We start from the raw sequence: 20,583 nt of genomic DNA on the forward strand, positions 1-20,583 counted from the left end.
GCAATGAGATCGAAATCCGCAACACCATCCGAGAACCTGCTCGAGGAATTGCAGGCCGCGCTCTCCCACGGCACCGTGGCTCGCCGGGTCGAGACGCTGCGCCGCGTCACCGATCTCTTCGTGGGCAACGCGGTGGATTATTCCGACGACCACGTCCGCGTGTTCGACGACGTGTTCCAGTGCCTGGTCGAGCAGATCGAGATTTCGGCCAGGGCGCTGCTCGCCGAGCGCCTTGCACCGGTCGCGTCCGCGCCGCCGAAGATCATCCGCACGCTCGCGCTCGACGAGGTGATCGAGGTCTCCGGCCCGGTGCTGTCGAAATCGGAACGGCTGGACGAGGCGACCCTGATCGAGATCGCGCGCACCAGAGGCCAGGCGCATCTTAAGGCGATCTCGCTGCGGCGGGTGCTATCGGAGGCATTGACCGATTTGCTGGTGACGCGCGGCAACGAGGACGTGGTGCAGTCGACCCTCAGCAATCCGGGCGCGCGCCTCTCCGAGGGAAGTCTCACCGACCTCGTCAGCCGCGCCGAACGCGACGACGACCTCGCCACCTGCATCGGCCTGCGGCCCGACCTGCCGCGTCATCATTATTTGAAGCTGGTCGCGAAGGCCTCGTTGAGCGTGCGCAGGAAGTTAGAGGCCGCACATCCCGAGCTCGCGGACGAAGTGTCCAGCGTGGTCCAGGAAGCGACTCAGCGGGTCCGCGCCGCCGCCACGACCCGGCAGACCGAGATGGCGCGTGCGCTGGTGAAGTCGCTGCACGCGGACGGTCGCCTCAACGAATTCCAGGTCAGCACCTTCGCCGAGCAGGACAAGTTCGACGAGACCAATGCGGGGCTGGCCGCGCTCGCAGGCGTCGCGGTCGAGACCGCCGAGACCATGATGATCGACAGCCGGACCGAGGGTGTGATGATCCTCGCCAAGGTCGCGGGGATGTCGTGGTCGAGCGTGCGCGCGATCATCGCCATGCGCGAGAAGCTCTCCGGCGGCTCGCAGACCGATATGCTGGCGCTGCGAGACACCTACGAAGCCCTGCGCTCTTCGACCGCGCAGCAGGTGCTGCGCTTCCACCGCATGCAGCAGGGCACTACGCCGGCGGCGTGAAGCTGGCTCCTTAATACCGCAGGACTTTCGAGCCCACCGCCGCGCCGATCGCGGTCACGACCGCGGTCGCGATCGTGTACCAGGTCGCGACGAACAGCGGGGAATCGTCGGTGCAGTGCGAGGCGTAGAGCGTCGCGGCCAATCCCGCCGAGACCAGGCCGGCGAGCGCGCCGGCAAGCGCGGGACGCGAGGGCGCGCCGTGGCGCAGGCCGAACAGCGCCCCCGCAAGCAGCGGCAGCGACATCGCGGGGATCGCAAGCAGGCACACCCTGGAGTTCTTGCCCATCAAGCGCATTGTCATCGGCATGGCCGGCGCCATCATCGCCTCACTGCCGATCGCCACGGCAAGCAGTCCAACGGGAAGCAGCAAGAGCCAGCCCCAGCCGCGCAGCAGGGCTTCGGGGCGCGACAAATGCAGGCTGACGATGATCGCGGGGATCGCGAGCGACAGCGTCACCGCGAACTTCATGTCGAAAAACGGGTTGCGCATCGCGCTCATGACGTCCGGGCGCACGCCTAGGAACGTCGCGAAGATCAGGATCGAGAGCGGCGCGGCCACCAGCAGCGCCATGGTCAGCACGGCGCCGACGCGCGGCGCGCGAAGGACGTTGTCGGCCGCGAGCGAGCGAATCAGTTGATCGGTATCCATGCCTAGTGGTTCCGCAGTTTGGCAGTCAGCGCAGCAAGTCCGCGATGCAGCGCGACCCGCACCGCACCTTCGCTCATCGCAAACTTTGCTGCCGTATCCTTGATCGAGGCGGCCTCGACCGCGATCGACTGCAACACGTCGCGCTGGCGCTGCGGCAGAGTGCTCAGCTGCGCGGCGACCTCGCCCGCCGAAGCCGTCTCCTGCGGTGCCTCGCCCGGCAGCGTCTCGGCGAAATCATCGATGTTGACGAAGACGCGCCTGCCGCGCCGCCGCAGCGTATCGATCAGCTTGTTGCGGGCGATCGCGAACAGCCAGGGCGCGAAGGAGCTTCGCTGTCCCAGGTGTGTCGCTTCAGATGCACCGCCAACAAGATCTCCTGCACGATATCCTCGGCCTGGTCGGGAGACTGGCCGGCCCGCGCCAGCCCACGCCTCGCAGCAGCGCGCAGCACCGGCGCGACCGCCTTCAACAGGCGATGATACGCGGCGTCGTCGCCAGCCATGGCCGACCGCATCAGGCCGGTCCATTCATCCTCACGTCCGCGCACGCGCGCCCCTCACCATGCAATTCGGCCGCTCTTTCAATTTGTTACCCCGGCACTGAGAGATCACGAACTCGTGATCAATGCCGCCTCCGTGTCCGGTGCGGCCGTAACAGCCCGCGCCGGCTCATAACACCGATCAGTCCGGCCCGCATCCGGCGGCCAGCCGCGAGGGGCGGTTTGCCCCGCTTTTGCCCGGTGTAGCCAGAAGATTCCCATTTTCTGCCCCGCTGTGGTCACGCCCCAGGGTCTCTGTTCGTTCCCGGGACGGGCGGAATTGGGGAGATCGTCAACATGATCAAAGCCATCGGGCGCGCGGCCCTGATCGTTCTGGCCGGACTTTTCTTGCTGTTTGGGGGCATTGCACAGGCGGCGCCGAGTTCAGCCGCAAGCAGCAACTCCGACAGCGCGGGCAAGCAGGCCGACGCGGCCAAGCCGAGCAAGCACCGGCGCCATGAGTCGCGCCGTACCAGCAGCAAGACGGCGCAGAAATCCGACGACAAGGCCGACAAGAACGATGCTGCGGCAAATACCGCCGAGGCCAAGGCCGACAATAACGCGCCGGCCTCGAGCCAGATGCCGCCGGAAGTCGCCAACGCCAATGCGCAGGTCGCCGCCGATACGCCGACCGCGGCTGCGGCCTCCGCGATGACGGGCCGTGCCAACGACAACGTCCAGGCGGCGGCCGATGATACCGCCAATAACACCGCACCGAACGCCGACACCCAAGTGGTGGCCCCCGATCAGCTCAACGACATCGACCGCGCGCTGCAACAGGACAGCCCGCCGACGCAGAAGGCTGTGATCGCCGCAACCGAAGCACAGCCGCGCCCCTCACCGGTGATGGCAAGCACCCAGCAGAGTTCGGCCTGGGACCAGAGCTCCCTGATCGGCAAGATCTTCATCGGCGTCGGCACGCTGCTGACGCTGGCCTCGGCCGCGCGCATGTTCATGGCCTGACCGTCAGTTCCGCCAGGACGCGACCCCCGCGTCCCGCGTCCGGCCCTCTTGAAGCCCACCGCGCCAGCGGGCACATTGCCCGCCCAATCAAAAGCGTGGGTGGAACATGAGCACGTTCGAACACATCATCGTCGAGAGCAAAGGCGCGGTCGGCATCATCAAGCTGAACCGGCCGAAAATGCTCAACGCGCTCTCCTTCGGCGTCTTCCGCGAGATTGCGGCCGCCGTCGACGATCTCGAGGCCGATGAGGCCATCGGCTGCATCGTCGTGACCGGCAGCGAGAAAGCCTTTGCCGCCGGCGCCGACATCAAGGAGATGCAGCCGAAAGGCTTCATCGACATGTTCTCCGAGGATTTTGCCGCGATCGGCGGCGACCGCATCGCACGCTGCCGCAAGCCGACCATCGCCGCGGTCGCGGGTTACGCCCTCGGCGGCGGCTGCGAACTCGCCATGATGTGCGACGTCATCATCGCAGCCGACACCGCAAAGTTCGGCCAGCCCGAGATCACGCTCGGCACCATTCCGGGCATCGGCGGCACCCAGCGCCTGACGCGCGCGATCGGCAAGTCGAAGGCGATGGACCTCTGCCTCACCGGCCGCATGATGGATGCGGCGGAGGCCGAGCGCAGCGGCCTCGTCAGCCGCATCGTGCCCGCCGACAAGCTCATGGACGAGGTGATGGCGGCAGCCGAGAAGATCGCCGCGATGTCGCGCCCTGCCGCCGCGATGGCCAAGGAAGCGGTGAACCGCGCGTTCGAGACCACGCTCGCCGAAGGCATGAGCGTCGAGCGCAACCTATTCCACTCGACCTTCGCGCTGGAAGACCGCTCCGAGGGCATGGCGGCGTTCATCGAGAAGCGCAAGCCGGTGAACAAGAACCGGTAAAGCCAAGCCGCGGCAAGGCTGGTGCAAGGCTGGTGTAAGGCTCTCTCGCTCCCCTGAGGCCCCCCTGTGACGAAGCTGCAACAAGCACGCATTTCATGGGGGTTTTCCCCGCGGCAGTTTGCCTGCGGGACCTGCGCTGGTTAAACAGTTAAGAGGGCCGCCGTCGGCGGGGGCGGACAGCCAGGGTTTGCGGGATTACATGATTGGGCGTGCCGCCAGAGCTGGTCGCGTGATGACGCGGCATCGATCGGGCGTGGCTCCTGTGCTTGCGACATGGACCACGCTGGCGCTCTCTTGCGCCCTGCCCTCGGCCGCGTCGGCGGAAGCCCTGCCCGAGGCGCTGGCCAAGGCCTACCAGACCAATCCCCAGCTCAATGCCGAGCGCGCGCGGCAGCGCGCGACCGACGAGAACGTGCCGCAGGCGCTTGCCGGCTACCGGCCGCAGGTCGTGGCCAGCCTCAGCGCCGGCCTGCAATCGGTGCGCAATCTGCTGCCCGACAACACCATCCAGACCGCCAATCTGAAACCCTGGATCATCGGCGTCACCGTGACGCAGACCCTGTTCAACGGCTTCCGCACCGCCAACAGCGTGCGGGCCGCCGAACTCCAGGTGCAGTCGGGCCGCGAGGCGCTGCGCAATGTCGGTCAGGGTGTGCTGCTCGATGCGGTCACCGCCTACACCAACGTGCTCGCCAACCAGTCGCTGGTCGAAGCGCAGCGCTCCAACGTCGCCTTCCTGCGCGAAACACTCGCCGTCACCCAGCGCCGCCTCAACGCCGGCGATGTCACGCCGACCGACACCGCCCAGGCCGAGGCGCGCCTCAACCGCGGTCTTGCCGATCTCAACGCCGCCGAAGTCGCGCTCGCCGTCAGCCAGGCCACCTATGCGCAGGTGATCGGCAATGCGCCGTCGCAGCTTCGGCCCGCCGAGGTCGTCGACCGCTATCTGCCGAAGAGCCGCGAGGACGCGATGACGATGGCGATCCGCCAGCATCCGGCGGTGATGGCCGCAAGCTTCGACGTCGACGTCGCCTCCACCAACATCCGCATCGCCGAAGGCACGCTTTTGCCGAGCGCCAGCATCCAGGGCAGCGCCAGCAAGAGCCGCAACAACGACCCGACGCTCGGCACCTTCGCCGAGGACCAGGCCTCGATCGTCGCCAACGTCACCGCACCGATTTACGACGGCGGCCAGGCCGCGGCGCAGACCCGGCAGGCCAAGGAGATCACGGCGCAGAGCCGGCTCGTGCTCGACCAGGTGCGCAACCAGGCGCGCACGGCGGCGGTCAGCGCCTGGGTTGCCAACGAAGGCGCCAAGATCACGGTTTCGGCCTCGGAATCCGAGGTGAAGGCGGCGACCGTCGCGCTCCAGGGTGTGCAACGCGAGGCCGCCGGCGGACAACGCACGACGGTCGACGTGCTGAACTCGCAGGCCGACCTGATTCAGGCCAAGGCCCGCCTGATCGGCGCATTGCGCGATCGCGTCATCGCCTCCTACACGCTGCTCAGCGCCGTCGGCCATCTCGACGTCAAGACCTTGAGCCTGAACACGCCGGACTACCTGCCCGAGGTGCATTACCAGCAGGTCCGCGACGCCTGGCACGGCCTGCGCACGCCGTCGGGGCAGTAGTTTCAAGTCTCTTGGCGGAGTACCGATGAAAAGCCGCCGCATCCATCTGATGGGAGCTTCGGGTTCCGGCGTGACGACGCTCGGTCGCGCGCTCGCCGATCGGCTTGCGCTGCCGCATCACGACAGCGACGACTATTTCTGGCTGCCGACGGTGCCGCCCTATCAGACGACGCGCCCCGCCTCCGAACGTCTGCGCTTGATGCGCGAGATGTTTCTGCCGCGTATAGACTGGGTGCTGAGCGGATCTGTCACTGGCTGGGGCGAGGAGCTCGTTCCGTACTTCGACCTCGTCGTTTTCGTGACCGCGCCGCGCGAAATGCGCCTGGAGCGATTGCGCGCTCGCGAGACCGCCCATTTCGGCGCAGATGCCGTCGCGCCCGGCGACTGGCGTCATGATGAGACCGAAGACTTCGTCGAATGGGCTTCCCATTATGAAGCCGGTGATCGCGAAGGCCGCAATCTTGCAAAGCATGAAATGTGGCTCGCGAGCTTGTCCTGTCCCGTCGTGCGTGTTGACGGCTCACGCCCGCTTGCCGATCTTGTCGAGCAGGTATGCAGCGAAGCGGAGCGGTTGCCGGGCTGATGTGATATTCTCTCGGAGCTTGCCTCTAAAGAATAAACAGGGAGAGAAACCGTGCTCAACCGACGCAGTGTCCTGCTTGCCTCCCTTGCCGCCGGAGTAGCCATGACCAGCAAAGCCCACGCCCGTGCGGCGCAGCCTGCGACTCCGATCAATTTCGATGTCCCGGCGCATGCCTGTGACTGCCACACCCACATCCATGGCGACGTCGAAAAATTTCCGTTCTTCGCGGGACGCGTCTATACACCGGAGCCGGCGAGTCCCGAAGAAATGGCCGCGCTGCACAAGGCGCTGCATATCGAGCGCGTGGTGATCGTGACGCCGAGCGTCTACGGTACCGACAATTCATCGACCCTGTTCGGCATGAAAGCACGCGGCGCGAATGCCCGCGGCGTCGCGGTGATCGACGACAAAACGCCGGAGAGCGCGCTCGACGCGATGCATCAGGACGGCTTCCGTGGCATCCGCCTCAATCTGGCGACCGGCGGCGTCAATGATCCCAATGTCGGCCGACCGCGCTTCACTGCCGCAGTCGAGCGCATGAAGGCGCGCGGCTGGCACGTGCAACTCTACACCACGCTTGCCATGATCTCGGCGATCAAGGACCTCGTCGAGACGGCGCCGGTGCCCGTCGTGTTCGACCATTTTGGCGGCCTTGAAGCCTCGCGGGGCCTGGAGCAGCCGGGCTTCTCCGATCTCGTCGCGCTGGTGAAATCCGGCAAGGCCTATGTCAAGATTTCGGGTGCCTACCGGTCATCAAAGCTCGCTCCCGACTATCAGGACATGGTGCCGTTCGCGAAGGCGCTGATAGCGGCAAACCCGGACCGCATCGTCTGGGGCACGGACTGGCCGCATCCGGATTCCAGCCGCGTCGAGGGACGCAAGCCCACCGACATCGCGCCGCTCTATCAGATCGACGACGGCCGGCTGCTCAATCAGCTTCCGGTGTGGGCGCCGGATGCGGACGTGCGCAAGAAGATCCTGGTCGACAATCCGGCGCGGCTCTACGGGTTCTGACTGTCAGCGCGCGCGGCGTGAGAAGAAGGAGATCAGAACCGGCAAGGTCACGAGGATCACCACGGGCGCCAGCATCATGCCGGTGACGACGACGACCGCGAGCGGCTTCTGCACCTGCGAGCCGATGCCCTCCGACAGCGCCGCCGGCAGCAGGCCGACGCCCGCGACGACGCAGGTCATCAGCACCGGACGAAGCTGCAATTCACCGGTGCGCACCACCGCGCTCATGCGGTCCATGCCTTCCTCGATGAGCTGGTTGAACTGCGACAGGATAATGATGCCGTCCATCACGGCGATGCCGAACAGCGCGATGAATCCGATCGCCGCGGAGACGCTGAACGCCGTGCCGGAAATCAAGAGGCCCAGCACCCCGCCGAAGATCGCCATCGGGATCACGCTCATCGCGAGCAGCGTATCGGTCATCGAGCCGAAATTGAACCAGAGCAGAACACCGATCAGCGCCAGCGAGATCGGCACCACGATCGACAGCCGCCGGATCGCGTCCTGGAGATTGCCGAACTCGCCGACCCAGTCCATGTGCGAACCCGGCGGCAGCTGCACCTGCTCGGCGATCTTCTGCTGCGCCTCGCGGATCGCGCTGCCGAGATCGCGCTCGCGCACCGAGAACTTGATCGGCAGATAGCGCTCCTGCTGCTCGCGATAGATGTAGGCGGCGCCGGAGACGAGGCTGATATTGGCGACCTCGCTCAGGGGGATTTGCGTGACGGTGCCGTTCGGCCCGGGCGCACCGATCCGCAAATTCTGGATCGCCTCCGCGCTTCTGCGGTATTCCGGCGCGAGGCGGACGATGATCGGGAAGTGGCGGTCGCTGCCCGGCTCATAGAGATCGCCCGCAGTGTCGCCGCCGATCGCGACCTTGATCGTGGCGTTGATGTCGCCGGGGGCGAGGCCATAGCGCGCGGCCTTGGCACGGTCGATGTCGATCTGGATGGTCGGCTGGCCGAGCGAAGTGAACACCGCAAGGTCGGTGACGCCCTGCACGGTGGCCAGCACCGATTTGATCTTGTTGGCGGTGTCGGTCAGCGCCTGGAGATCGCTGCCGAACAGCTTGATCGAGTTCTCGCCCTTCACGCCGGAGACGGCTTCGGAGACGTTGTCCTGGAGATATTGCGAGAAGTTGAACTCGACACCGGGGAAGCGGTCGTCGAGCTGCTTGAGCAGCTCGGCGGTCAGCTCCTCCTTGTCGCGCGTGCCGGGCCATTGGCTCGCAGGCTTGAGCGGCGCGAAGAACTCGGCGTTGAAGAAGCCGGCCGCGTCGGTGCCGTCGTCGGGACGGCCGTGCTGCGACACCACGGACTCGACCTCCGGCCGGGCGCGGATGACCTTGCGCATCTCGTTGACGTAGGTGTTGCCTTCCTGGAGCGAGATGGTCGGCGGCAGCGTGGCGCGGATCCAGAGATTGCCCTCTTCCAGCTTGGGCAGAAATTCGAGACCGAGCAGCCGGCCGAGCGCCACCGTCATCAGCACGAGCCCGACGGCGCCGCCGAGCACGATGTTTCGATTGGCGACCGCCCAATGCAGCAGCGGCGAATACAACCGATGCAGGATCAGCATCACCTTCGTCTCGGTCTCCTCGACATGCGCGGGCAGGATGATCGCGGATAGCGCCGGGGTGACGGTGAAGGTCGCAAGCAGCCCGCCGGCCAGCGCATAGGCGTAGGTGCGCGCCATCGGCCCGAAGATGTTGCCCTCGACGCCTGATAGCGTGAACAGCGGCAGGAAGGCCGCGATGATGATTGCCGCTGCAAAGAAGATTGAGCGCGAAACGTCCGCCGCGGCGCTGAGGATGGCATGGCTCTTCATGCCGAACAGCGTCTCATTCGACATTTGCTCGGTTTCCGACATCGGCGTCGTCTGGGTCAGGCGGCGGAAGATCGCCTCCACCATGATGACGGTGGCATCGACGATCAAGCCAAAATCGATGGCGCCGACCGACAGCAGGTTCGCCGATTCTCCGCGGAGCACCAGGATGATAACGGCGAAGAACAGCGCAAATGGAATGGTGGCGCCGACGATCAGCGCGCTGCGCAAGTCGCCGAGGAAGATCCACTGCAGCAGCACGATGAGCAGAATGCCGACCACCATGTTGTGCAGCACGGTGTGGGTGGTGAGCTCAATCAGGTCCCCGCGGTCGTAGATGCGCTCGATGCGCACGCCGGGCGGCAGGATGCTGGAGTTGTTGATGGTTTGAACGAGTTGGTGGACGCGCTTGATGGTTGGCGAGCTCTGCTCGCCGCGGCGCATCAGGACGATGCCCTGCACGATGTCGTCGGCCTCGTCGATACCGGCAATGCCGAGCCGGGGCTTCTGACCGACGGTTACGGTGGCGACGTCCTTGACCAGCACCGGATTGCCGCCGGACTGTGCCACCATGGTGTTGGCGAGGTCGTCGATCGACCGGATCAGGCCGACGCCGCGCACCACGGCCGATTGCTGGCCGATATTGACGGTGTTGCCGCCGACATTGACGTTGGAATTGCCGACCGCCTGGAGCAATTGCGGCAGCGTCAGGCCGTTGGCGACCAGCTTGTTGAAATCGACCTGGAGCTCGTAGGTCTTGCTCCTGCCGCCCCAGCCGGTGACGTCGATGACGCCGGGTACGGCGCGGAAGCGGCGCTGCAGGATCCAGTCCTGGATGGTCTTGAGGTCGAGCACGCTGTAGTTCGGCGGACCCACCAGACGATACCTGAAGATTTCGCCGATCGGGCTGAGCGGCGAGATCTGCGGCTGCACGTTGCCGGGCAGCGGCGCGAGCTGCGCCAGGCGGTTCAGCACTTGCTGCAGCGCCTCGTCATAGGTGTAGGCGAAGGAGAACTGGAGTTTGATGTCGGAGAGGCCGTAGAGCGAGATGGTGCGGATGGTCGTGAGGTTCTTCAGGCCCGCGACCTGGGTCTCGATCGGGATCGTGATGTAGCGCTCGATCTCCTCGGCCGACAGGCCCGGACTCTGCGTCACGATGTCGACCATCGGCGGGGTCGGATCGGGATAGGCTTCGATGTTGAGCTGGTTGAACGCGATCAGGCCGCCGATCAGGACGGCGACGAACATGCCGACCATTAGGAAGCGCCGGTTGACGGCAAGAGCAACGAGACGATCCATCAGGTCTTCAGTTTTCTTGGGTCGTCGATCAGCTGCCGGACGCCGCGCGGTCGATGAACAGGCTGCCCTTGGTGACGATCTGCTCGCCGGGTTTCAGATTGCCGGTGACCTCGACGAGGTTGCCGTTGATGAGGCCGATCTTGATCTGGCGCAGCTCGACCGATTTGTCTTCGCGAGCGACCCAGATGCGGACCTTGTCGGCTTCATAGATCAAAGCCTGTTTCGGCACCGCCGGCGCGGCACGGTCGCCGGCCGAGTAGATCGTGACGTTGGCAAACATCTCCGGCTTGAGCAGGCCGTCCTTGTTGTCGATGGTGGCGCGGACCAGGAGGCGGCGGGTGTTGGGGTCGATCGCGGCGGCGACGTAGTTGATCCTGGCGGTCAGCGGCCGACCCGGCAGGGCCATCACGTTGACGGTGATGTCCTGACCGATGCACACCGCGGCCGCATCGCTCTCGCGCACGAACGCGGTGAGCCAGACCGTGGAGAGGTCCCCGATCACGAAGACCGGATCGCTGGCACCGGAACTGACATACTGGCCAGGGCCGATCTTGCGCTGCACGACAGTGCCCGCGATCGGCGAATAGATCGTGATTTCCGGATTGATCGCGCCCTTCTCCTGGAACGCCTTGATGGTCTCGTCGGTGAAACCGAGGATGCGCAGCTTGTTGCGCGCGGCTTCCAGCGCCGTCCCCGAGGAGCGCATGTCGTTCTGCGCCTGGACCTGGGTCGCTTCCGCCTGCTGATAGTCCTTCAGCGGAATGGCATGGCCTTCATAGAGGTCCTTGGCGCGCTTGAATTGGATGTCCGAGAGCTCGAGCGCCGACCTCGCCTTGTTCTGCGACGTCATCGCCGCGACGAAATCGTTCTGAGCCTGCACGGTGTCGGCGGCTTCGATCGTGAACAGCGGTTGGCCTTGCTTCAGGGTCTCGCCCGGCTTGGCGAGCAGCTTGGTGACCCGGCCTGCATAGGGCGAGAACACCGGCGTCGAGCGATCCTCGTCCACCGCGACCTTGCCCTCGGTGACATACTCGGCTCGGAAGCTCTTGGCCTTGACCGGCTCGATCGTCAGCGTCGCCCATTCGGACGGTGTCGGCGTGAAGGTCTGCGCATTCCTGCGCGATTGGCTGGAGATGTCGGAGTGCTTCTTTTCCTTGGGCCCCGCCTGGAGGAAGCCGTAGGCCCCGGCACCGACGAGAGCTAGTAAAACTACGGAGGTGATCACCCGTGGTTTTGTAAGCACCTGCAATCGCTTGGTATTTTCAACTACCATTGAGCCCGGTCGTGTCTGCGACGATCTCGGCAAATGACTGCCTCATCGGTCGCGCTAATAGTGCTGAATTCAGATTTCAGACAACCTAAAAAACGCTGGGCGCCTCTTGGTTGGCGTTAAAAATTTGCGACGTGTCAGCTTCATGTCAGCTTCGCGCCGGCCACTGTGCCGGATGACTGCCCAGCGGCATCGCCGGACGGCTCCATTGTGCCGGCGTTGTCGATAGCACCGCCGAATGACGCACCGCCTTCAACGTGCCGAAGCCAGATGACATGCTCTCGATGAACGCAGCATGTACAGCGTCCCCCGTAAGATCCGGGGTGTTCAGTCCGCCGTCAAGGCGGCCGAGATTCCATAGCCAGCGTCCGGTCTGCGCCAGCGATACGCGCACGTGCCAGCTGCCGCCTTCGCGGGCCTGGCGCGCCTTGGCCACCATGGTGCCGAACGCCATCAGATAACCGGTGGCGTGGTCGAGCATCTGCGCCGGCAATTCCTTGGGACCGTCGATGCCGGCGGCCTGCCCCTCCGCCTGGTTGAAGCCGGTCGTGGTCTGCACCAGTGAATCGAAGCCGCGCCGCTCCGCCCAGGGGCCGGCATGGCCATAGGCCGACAGCGTGACATAGACGATGCCGGGACTAATTTGCGCTGCGTCCTCCGGCGCGAAGCCGAGGGCGGCGAGCGCGCGCGGACGATAGCCTTGCGAGAAGACATCGGCGTCTTTCAACAGCGCGCGCAATCGCGCCCTGCCCGCTTCGCTCTTCAGTTCGATGAAGGTCGTGAGCTTGCCGCGGCCGGTGTCGATGGTGAGCCAGGGGATGGCGGGTAGCTCCGGTCCTGAGACGAGCAGCACGTCCGCGCCGTGCGCAGCGAGCGTGCGGCCCGCGACAGGGCCTGCGATGACGCGGGAGAGATCGAGCACGCGGAGGCCCGCGAGCGGACGATCGCTGTTCGACAATCCTTGGGGCCACGGTTTCGCCGGGGCCTCGCCGATCTTCTCGATCGAGACCAGTTGCAGTTCGGCGAGCGCACGCGCCTGCGGCAGCGCCGACCATTCGTCGTAGCTGCGCATCAGGGCGACGACGCCGCCCGCAGCGTAAGCCGCAGTTTCGAAATCCTCGCCTTTCCATTGTATCAGCACCGCCTGCACCTTCTCGCGCTCGGGCAGGCAGCCGAGCACGTTGCAGACGGCGTCGCGGTGATGCGGGAAATTGGTGTGGCAGCGGACGAAGCGGCCATCGCCGGTCCTGTAGACGCCGGCGACGGCGTCCCAGGCCGGGGGCGGCGGCTTGTCGTCGACGCGCAAATAGCGCTCGGATCGGCATTCGACGACCGCGTGACGCATATCGACGGAGACGTCCTGCGCCTCGCCGCTGCGCAGTCGCCAGATTTCGGCGGCGGCGAGGCCGGCGGCAGCGATCGTCGTCTGGCCGGCGACGGCGACGCGAAACGAGGATGGGATCTGCGGCTCCTCGCCCGTCAGCTGCACGCGGCCGAGGGCAGCCGGATCGCCGCCGGCGGAGGTCCAGATGCACTTGAGAATGTCGGCGGAGCTTTGCATGGCCGCTTCTCTCCCTTTAGTTTTCGCGACCATCCCACGTTCAGAGAAAGGATTGCAATGGCCGCCATCGATCCCCTCACCGCGGGCGCCGTGTTCGTCGCAACGGCGGCCACCGACGCGGTCTATGTGATGTTCACTTCGGCCGTGGTCGCGCGCAAGCGCGTACCGGCCGCGACCTGGAGCGCGATCTGGTACCTGCTCTCCTCCTACGCCGTGATCAGCTACACCGAGAACGCCTTCTATGTCGCCTTCGCCGCGATCGGCTCCTGGGCCGGCGCCTACGTCTCGCTGACCTTCCTGCATCGCCCACCCGGCGGCCCGCCGGTGGGGGCGGCGCCGGAGTGAAGATCGTCATTGCGAGCGCAGCGAAGCAATCCAGAATCTTGCCGCAGATGCGGTCTGGATTGCTTCGTCGCAAGAGCTTCTCGCAATGACGATGTGGAGGCTTCTGGGCGTCTCTCGAAACCGCTACACTCGCGACGACCAACAAAAAGGAGCCAAACAATGGATCTCGGTCTCAAAGGCAAGAACGCCATCGTGCTCGGCGGCACGCGCGGCATCGGGCGGGCGATTGCGGTGACCCTCGCCGGTGAAGGCGCCAATGTCGCGGTATGCGCGCGCAACGCCGATCAGGTTGCGGCCACCGTCACTGAACTGAAGGCAAGCGGTGTCAGCGCCATCGGCAGCCCGGTCGACGTCACCGACGGCGCGGCGCTGAAAGCCTGGATCGAGAATGTCGCAAAAGAACTCGGCGGCATCGATTTGCTGTTCTCCAATGCCGGCGCGATGGCGCAGGGCCAGGATGCCGCGTCATGGGAGCAGAATTTTCGGCTCGACGTGCTCGGCGCCGTGCATGCGTTCGATGCCGCGCGGCCATTCCTCGAAGCCAGCGGCGAGAGAAGCGGCGATGCGGCCTTCGTCATCATCTCCTCGATCTCGGCCGCACAGGCTGACCTCGCCAGCTCCTACGGCCCGATCAAGGCGGCGCTGATCCACATGGCCAAGGGACTGGCGCGGCAATATGCGAAGAAGAAGATCCGCGTCAACGTGGTGTCGCCCGGCACCGTCTATTTCAAGGGCGGCGTCTGGAACATGATCGAGCAGAACATGCCCGAGCGCTACAAGGATGCGATGAGCCGCAATCCGACCGGCCGCATGGCCACGCCGCAGGAAATCGCGAGCGCGGCGGTGTTCTTGGCAAGCCCGGTGTCGTCGTTCACGACCGGGTCCAATCTCGTCGTGGACGGCGCGATTTCGAACCGGGTGAATTTTTAGGGGCGACAAGGTTCGTAACCGCCCCGTCATCCTGAGGTGCGAAGCTTGCGATGCAAAGCATCGCAGGCTGAGCCTCGAAGGATGAACGGCCACGATGCAGCCGGGCCGTCGCCCTTCGAGGGCCGCTGAAGAAGCGGCCGCCTCAGGGTGACGGTGAGAGATTGCGCGAGCTGAACAAAACCTCAATGAAAATCCCGCGACGGCGGCAGGATGCGGACGTTGCGGGGATGGCGGATTTTTTGCGCGGGGGTATCGGCATGAGCGCGGGGGTCGTCGTTCAGCGACTCGATCAGATCGGCGCCTGACGGCACCGGATGCTTGCGGCTTAAGGCATCGTTGGCCAATCCGATCAGATCGTGCGAGCGATCGATCATGCGCTGGGCGATGAGATGCGTCACCTTCTCGGGGCTGCTCTGGATATAGCCTTCGACCAGGATGAGGCGCGCGCCCATCACCTCCTTGCGGTATTGCTCCATGATCTTGGGCCACACCACGACATTGGCGATGCCGGTTTCGTCCTCCAGCGTCATGAACACGACGCCGCTGGCGCTACCCGGCCGCTGCCGCACCAGCACGACGCCGGCGCAGCGAACGCGGCGCCGCTCGTTCTCATGGCTGACGTCCTTGCAGGCGATGACGCGCTCGCGCGAGAACATCTCGCGGAGGAACTCCATCGGATGTCCCTTCAGCGACAACCGGATGGTCTGATAGTCGGCGACCACCTGCTCGGCGCGCGGCATCACCGGCAATGGCTGTGCGTGCTCGTCCGGCTGCTCGCGCGCGGTGGCCGCCTCGAACAGTGGCAGCGGCACGTCGTCGGGCAGCCGTCGCACCTGCCATAGCGCCTCGCGGCGGTCGAGTCCGAGCGAGCGGAACGCGTCGGCATCCGCCAGCAGGATCAGCGCGCGCTTGGGCAGGCCGGTATCGCGCGCAAAATCTTCCAGCGAGGTGAAGGGACGGCGGTTGCGGGCGGCGACGATGCGGTCGGCCCAGTCCTGGGCTCTCTCCGTATTGTTCTGAGCTACCTCTCCTTCATCATTCCGGGGCGCGCCACTTGGCGCGAGCCCGGAATCCATTCCTCCTCCAGGCGTACGCGGCCCCATGGATTCCGGGTTCGCGTTTCCGCCTTCGCTCTCAGAGCTTCGGCGGACAAGCCGCGCCCCCCGGAATGACAACTGGGAGCGTTTCAAGCGCTCCTCATCCTCGTCCAACCAGTGGAAGCCATCGATCTGGCGGAAACCGAGGCGCACGGCGCAATATTTGTCTCTTCCCTGCTCCAGCGTGTTCTGCGCAAAGCTGTAGGACACGTCGATGTCGCGCACCTCGACGCCGTTCTTGCGGGCATCGCCGACGATCTGTGCCGGAGCATAAAAGCCCATCGGCTGCGAGTTCAAGAGGCCGCAGCAGAAGGCGTCGGGATGGTAATGCTTCAGCCATGAAGAGATATAGACGAGCTGCGCGAAGCTCGCGGCGTGGCTCTCGGGGAAACCGTAGGAGCCAAAGCCCTTAATCTGGTCGAAGCAGCTTCTGGCGAAGTCGGCATCGTAGCCGCGCGCGACCATGTTGCCGATCAGCTTGTCCTCATATTTACCGATGGTGCCGACATTGCGGAAGGTCGCCATCGAGCGGCGCAGGCCATTGGCTTCCTCGGAGGTGAATTTTGCCGCCTCGATCGCGATGCGCATCGCCTGCTCCTGGAACAGAGGCACGCCCTTGGTCTTATGCAGCACCTTGTAGAGCTCGTCCGCAGGACCATGCTCGGGCGACGGCGAGGGATAACGCACCTCCTCCTGACCGTTCCGCCGTCGTAAATAAGGATGCACCATATCGCCCTGGATCGGCCCCGGACGTACGATCGCGACTTCGATGACGAGATCGTAAAACGTCCGCGGCTTCAGGCGCGGCAACATGTTCATCTGCGCACGGCTTTCGACCTGGAACACGCCGAGCGATTTCCCGTCGCAAAGCATGTCATAGACTTTGGGATCGTCCTGCGGAACGCTCGCCAGCACCCAGCGCTCGCCCTTGTGCTCCGCGATCAAATCGAAACATTTGCGGATACAGGTCAGCATGCCCAGCGCCAGCACGTTCGACCTTCATCATGCTGAGCGCATCGACGTCATCCTTGTCCCATTCGATGAAGGTGCGGTCGTCCATCGCGGCATTGCCGATCGGCACATAAGTGTCGAGCCGGTCCTGCGTCAGCACATAGCCGCCGACATGCTGGGAGAGGTGGCGCGGGAATTCGATCAGCTCGGTTGCGAGCTCGACCGCGAGATTGATCATGGGATTGTTGGGATCGAGTCCGGCCTGCCTGACCTGCATGTCGTTGAGGCCCTTGCCCCAGCTTCCCCAGACGGTATCGGCGAGCGCGGCAGTGACGTCCTCGGTCAGGCCCAGCGCCTTGCCGACGTCGCGAATGGCGCTGCGCGGGCGGTAATGGATGACGGTGGCGATGATCGCGGCGCGGTGGCGGCCGTAGCGGCGGTAGACATATTGCATCACCTCCTCGCGCCGCGAATGCTCGAAATCGACGTCGATGTCAGGCGGTTCCAATCGCTCCTTGGAGATGAAGCGCTCGAACAACAGATCGACCTTGGTCGGATCGACCGAGGTGATGCCGAGCACGTAACACACGGCCGAGTTCGCCGCCGATCCCCGCCCCTGGCACAGGATATTCTGGCTGCGCGCGTAGCGCACGATGTCGTGCACGGTGAGAAAGTAATGTGCGTATTTCAACTCGGCGATCAGCGCGAGCTCCTTGTTCAGGGTCGCGCGCAACTTGTCGTCGATCTTGCCGCCAAAATATTTGTCGACACCCGCCCAGGTCAGGTCCTCCAGATGCCCTTGCGCGGTCTTGCCTGGCGGCACCGGCTCGTCCGGATATTGGTATTTGAGCTGATCGAGCGAGAAGTCGATTGCGTCTGCAAAGCGCATGGTCTCCGTGATCGCCTCGGGGAAATCGCGGAACAGCCGCGACATCTCCCTGGGCGCCTTCAAGAACCGCTCGGCATTGGCTTCCAGCTTCCGTCCGACCGACTCGATCGTGGTCTTTTCCCGGATGCAGGTCAGCACGTCCTGCAAGGGACGACGCGCCGGATGATGATAGAGCACCTCGTTGGTCGCGAGCAGCGGCACTCGTGCTTCTGCCGCGAGATCATCGAGCCGCGCCAGCCGGCGCCGGTCATCGCCACGATAGATCAGGCTCGCCGCCAGCCACACGCCCTCGGCGCGGCTGTCCTTGAGTTTTGCAAGAACATCCAGCGCCTGCGCGGATTCGAAACGATGCGGCAGCGTCGGGACCAGGAGCTGACCTTGCGAAAACGCGAGGAGATCGGCGAAGGTGAGACGGCATTCCCCCTTCTCGATCCGCGTGATGTCGTCGCCGCGCTTACCTTTGGTGAGAAGCTGGCACAGCCGGCCATAGGCCGCGCGGTCGCGCGGATAGACCAGAATATCCGGCGTGCCGTCGACGAAGACGATGCGCGCGCCGATCAGGAGCTTCGGCTTGTGCAGCACCTCGGCATTGTCGAGCTCCTTGTAGGCGCGCACCACGCCGGCGAGCGTGTTATGATCGGCGATGCCGATCGCGGGGATGCCGAGGATGCTGGCCTGATGCACATAGGCGCGCGGATCCGAGCCGCCGCGCAGGAAGGAAAAATTGGTGGTGATGCCAATCTCGGCATAGGCAGGCGTGTTCATGCGAAGAGACCGTGCACATACCAGCTGGGAGGAACGGGCTTGCCGTCGTCATCGAAGCACTCCCCCTCATAAAGACCGTCGCGAAAGATCCAGAAGCGCAGGCCTTCGGCATCCTCGATGCGGAAATAATCTCGCGTGAGCTGCTTGCCGTCCTGCCGCCACCATTCCATGGCGATGCGCTCGGGTCCCTCCACCCGCACCACCGCATGTAGCGCGCGGCGCCAGGTGAACTGATGTGGCGGACCGTCCGGCACGGTCGCGAACGGCACCTTGATCGGCTCCGGCTTGTCGAACAGCCGCAAGGGGCGCAGCGGCGGCTCGCTCTCGGCACGTGCCGGCCATTCGGCCTGCATGGCAGCGGCGAGATGATGCTGCGCCGGCGCGGCCAGCACCGCGCATTCAGGGATATGGGTATCCTGCGGCAGGTGCACGACGACACGCTTGCCGCCGATGCGCGCGGCAATGCGGTCGATCAGTGCGGCGAGCTCGTCATTGTCGTGGACATGAGCGTCGAGATCGCGCTGCTCCTGCACCACGATCTCGGTGCGGCTCGCCGACAGCCGCACCATGTCGAAGCCGAAGCCGGGATCGAGCGGATCAGCGAGTGCGTCGAGGCGCTCGCGAAACAACCGGTCGATGACCGCGCTTCGCGTCACAGGACGCCCGGTCTCGACCGTGATCGCGCGCACCACGCCGTCGGTGCGGAAAAAGGCAGCCTCCAGGCGCCGCGCGCCCTTGCCCTGCTTCTCCATGGACGCGATCAACGTGTCGGCGAGCCGCGACAGCGTCATCGCGATCATTGTGTCGGTCGCGATCGGCTCGGCAAAGCGCTTTTCCACGATGTAGTCGGGCAGCGGCTTGCGCGGGTTGATCGGCGCATCGCCCTGCCCCAGCGCATGCGCCAGCAGCGTGGAGAACCGCGCGCCGAACCGCGCCGTGATCTCGCTCGGCGTGCGCGAGGCGACATCGCCGATGGTCTTCAGCCCCGCGCGGCGCAGGCCGGTGGTGATGATCTCGCCTGCGCCGAGCGCGGATATCGGCAACCGGCTGATCGCCTCCGCCTCCTCGCCATCGGCCACGATGGTGCCCGTGGCCTGCCGCGTCAGCGTGCGCGCGCAGACCGAGGTGCCGGCGATCGCCGCGCTGACGGCAAACCCCTGCCGGGCCAATGCGCGGACCAACGTCCGCAACAACGCGGCCTCACCACCAAACAGATGCGCGCAGCCGGTGATGTCGAGGAACAGCCCGTGCGGCGGATCGAGCGCCACCAGCGGCGTGAAGCGGTCGCACCAGTCCGCGACATCGCTGAGCGTCTTCGCATCGGCCACGACATCGGCGTCGAACACACGCAGGTCCGGACACATCGCCCGCGCATTCGCCAGCGGCTGACCGATATACAGGCCGAGGCGCTCGGCGGCCTCGTCCAGCGCATGGATCACCAGCGCATTGTTGTCCTTGATGACGACGATGCTTGGATCATTGCTCTTATGCAGTCCGACGTTGCCAAAGAACCGCTGAATCCGGTCGATTGGCAGGCGCGGCAGCCACAGGCTGAGGACACGTCGACGGCTCACTGAACTGGCACTCATCACATTTCCATTCCATGATCCACCGGCCACATGGGCCATGACGATTGCGCAAGAGCTCGGCATCGAAGCGCGGCGCCCCCCAGGCACTCCACATCGGGCCCGGCGGTGAATGCGCCGCGCGCAGCATCCATCGTGTTTCCGCGGTCGAGGGCATCGGTTGCGCGGCCATGCGCAGCAAGAGCCCGGTGACGCCGGAAGATTGCGCGGCCAGCGTCAGCTTGCGGCTCGCCACGAGATCGAACTGCCTGATCTCGCCCCAGAGCTCGAGCACCACGGCCCCCAGCGCATCGCAGGCGAGCGCGTCGGCTGAGGTGCGTAGTGCGCTCTCGACATCGACGGCGCGCACCATCACCACGCGGCGCGGGTCGAGGCCGAGTTCGGCGAGCCCGCTCATCGACAGCGCGCCGGTTTCGAGCTCCGAAAAATCCTGCCGCACCCACAGCAGCGGTTTGCGTGCCGTCACGCGGCCCGCAAGCCCCATGACGAAGCCCGTCGCGGCCGTCCCCTGCCGGCCCTCGCAAAACACCTCATGGATCGCCGCGCGCGCGAGCCCGCCCTTCAGCGCGGTATCCGCCTCGCTGTGGCCGAGCGCGACGCGATCGCGATGATGCACGACCTCCGCCGTCTCGATGCGCTCGATTTGGCTGCGCAAGGTCGCAAGCGCGCTGATGCGTGCGCCGCTCATGCTCGCCGCTC

Annotated in this window: 16 protein-coding genes and 1 pseudogene; 8 read left to right on the forward strand and 9 right to left on the reverse strand. The window is 65.3% G+C overall.

The genetic code is table 11. From position 1 onward, the window contains the following. Nucleotides 1–3: 3 nt before the first annotated feature. Nucleotides 4–1,107 (forward strand): DUF2336 domain-containing protein, encoded by a 1,104-nt coding sequence (locus ACSKB8_RS39240; RefSeq protein WP_438109815.1) that lies wholly within the window; start codon nucleotides 4–6, stop codon nucleotides 1,105–1,107. 10 nt (nucleotides 1,108–1,117) lie between these two features. Here the strand turns inward: ACSKB8_RS39240 and ACSKB8_RS39245 are convergent, their stop codons facing one another. Together ACSKB8_RS39245 and ACSKB8_RS39250 are read right to left on the reverse strand one after the other, a co-directional pair. Further along, nucleotides 1,118–1,756 (reverse strand): NrsF family protein, encoded by a 639-nt coding sequence (locus tag ACSKB8_RS39245; RefSeq protein WP_438109817.1) that lies wholly within the window; start codon nucleotides 1,754–1,756, stop codon nucleotides 1,118–1,120. A gap of 2 nt (nucleotides 1,757–1,758) precedes the next feature. Then, nucleotides 1,759–2,303 (reverse strand): annotated as a pseudogene (locus ACSKB8_RS39250) (sigma-70 family RNA polymerase sigma factor). 288 nt (nucleotides 2,304–2,591) lie between these two features. On the opposite strand from ACSKB8_RS39250, the gene ACSKB8_RS39255 reads away from it, so the two are divergent. From ACSKB8_RS39255 to ACSKB8_RS39275, 5 genes are all read left to right on the forward strand, one after another. Next, nucleotides 2,592–3,257, forward strand: a complete 666-nt coding sequence (locus ACSKB8_RS39255) for a hypothetical protein (RefSeq protein WP_438109819.1) — start codon at nucleotides 2,592–2,594, stop codon at nucleotides 3,255–3,257. A gap of 106 nt (nucleotides 3,258–3,363) precedes the next feature. After that, nucleotides 3,364–4,143 carry an enoyl-CoA hydratase gene (locus ACSKB8_RS39260; protein ID WP_438109820.1) on the forward strand — a complete coding sequence of 260 codons (780 nt, stop codon included), beginning with the start codon at nucleotides 3,364–3,366 and terminating at the stop codon, nucleotides 4,141–4,143. A 199-nt stretch (nucleotides 4,144–4,342) separates the two neighbouring features. Next, nucleotides 4,343–5,773 carry a TolC family outer membrane protein gene (locus tag ACSKB8_RS39265; protein WP_438109822.1) on the forward strand — a complete coding sequence of 477 codons (1,431 nt, stop codon included), beginning with the start codon at nucleotides 4,343–4,345 and terminating at the stop codon, nucleotides 5,771–5,773. A gap of 25 nt (nucleotides 5,774–5,798) precedes the next feature. Continuing rightward, nucleotides 5,799–6,356: an ATP-binding protein gene (locus ACSKB8_RS39270; protein ID WP_438109824.1), complete on the forward strand. Its 558-nt coding sequence runs from the start codon at nucleotides 5,799–5,801 to the stop codon at nucleotides 6,354–6,356. 51 nt (nucleotides 6,357–6,407) lie between these two features. Next, nucleotides 6,408–7,370: an amidohydrolase family protein gene (locus tag ACSKB8_RS39275; RefSeq protein ID WP_438109826.1), complete on the forward strand. Its 963-nt coding sequence runs from the start codon at nucleotides 6,408–6,410 to the stop codon at nucleotides 7,368–7,370. 3 nt (nucleotides 7,371–7,373) lie between these two features. Here ACSKB8_RS39275 and ACSKB8_RS39280 read toward each other — a convergent pair whose 3' ends face one another. The 3 genes from ACSKB8_RS39280 to ACSKB8_RS39290 all read right to left on the reverse strand — a co-directional run bounded on the left by ACSKB8_RS39280 (nucleotide 7,374) and on the right by ACSKB8_RS39290 (nucleotide 13,321). Further along, entirely contained in the window at nucleotides 7,374–10,490 is a 3,117-nt protein-coding gene (locus tag ACSKB8_RS39280; RefSeq protein WP_438109828.1) for an efflux RND transporter permease subunit, read from the reverse strand. A gap of 28 nt (nucleotides 10,491–10,518) precedes the next feature. Beyond that, entirely contained in the window at nucleotides 10,519–11,763 is a 1,245-nt protein-coding gene (locus tag ACSKB8_RS39285; RefSeq protein WP_091890789.1) for an efflux RND transporter periplasmic adaptor subunit, read from the reverse strand. A gap of 145 nt (nucleotides 11,764–11,908) precedes the next feature. Continuing rightward, on the reverse strand, nucleotides 11,909–13,321 hold the full coding sequence (locus tag ACSKB8_RS39290) for a CoA transferase (protein ID WP_438109830.1): 1,413 nt from the start codon (nucleotides 13,319–13,321) through the stop codon (nucleotides 11,909–11,911). A 57-nt stretch (nucleotides 13,322–13,378) separates the two neighbouring features. On the opposite strand from ACSKB8_RS39290, the gene ACSKB8_RS39295 reads away from it, so the two are divergent. Together ACSKB8_RS39295 and ACSKB8_RS39300 are read left to right on the forward strand one after the other, a co-directional pair. Further along, entirely contained in the window at nucleotides 13,379–13,666 is a 288-nt protein-coding gene (locus ACSKB8_RS39295) for a hypothetical protein (protein ID WP_091890782.1), read from the forward strand. Nucleotides 13,667–13,825: 159 nt separating this feature from the next. Next, entirely contained in the window at nucleotides 13,826–14,596 is a 771-nt protein-coding gene (locus ACSKB8_RS39300; RefSeq protein WP_438109832.1) for an SDR family NAD(P)-dependent oxidoreductase, read from the forward strand. 182 nt (nucleotides 14,597–14,778) lie between these two features. Here the strand turns inward: ACSKB8_RS39300 and ACSKB8_RS39305 are convergent, their stop codons facing one another. The 4 genes from ACSKB8_RS39305 to ACSKB8_RS39320 are packed head-to-tail and all read right to left on the reverse strand — an operon-like array spanning nucleotide 14,779 to nucleotide 20,572. Continuing rightward, entirely contained in the window at nucleotides 14,779–16,668 is a 1,890-nt protein-coding gene (locus tag ACSKB8_RS39305; protein ID WP_438109834.1) for an OB-fold nucleic acid binding domain-containing protein, read from the reverse strand. Further along, entirely contained in the window at nucleotides 16,568–18,298 is a 1,731-nt protein-coding gene (locus ACSKB8_RS39310) for a PHP domain-containing protein (protein ID WP_438109835.1), read from the reverse strand. The genes ACSKB8_RS39305 and ACSKB8_RS39310 overlap by 101 nt, the downstream gene beginning before the upstream one ends. Next, complete coding sequence (locus ACSKB8_RS39315) at nucleotides 18,295–19,887, reverse strand: Y-family DNA polymerase (protein WP_438109837.1); 1,593 nt, start codon at nucleotides 19,885–19,887, stop codon at nucleotides 18,295–18,297. Before ACSKB8_RS39315 ends, ACSKB8_RS39310 begins: the two co-directional genes overlap by 4 nt. Next, nucleotides 19,784–20,572 carry an ImuA family protein gene (locus ACSKB8_RS39320; RefSeq protein WP_438109839.1) on the reverse strand — a complete coding sequence of 263 codons (789 nt, stop codon included), beginning with the start codon at nucleotides 20,570–20,572 and terminating at the stop codon, nucleotides 19,784–19,786. The genes ACSKB8_RS39315 and ACSKB8_RS39320 overlap by 104 nt, the downstream gene beginning before the upstream one ends. Nucleotides 20,573–20,583 lie beyond the last annotated feature (11 nt).

It is taken from the genome of Bradyrhizobium sp. BR 1432 (assembly GCF_051547705.1).
Taxonomy (GTDB): Bacteria; Pseudomonadota; Alphaproteobacteria; order Rhizobiales; family Xanthobacteraceae; genus Bradyrhizobium; species Bradyrhizobium zhanjiangense.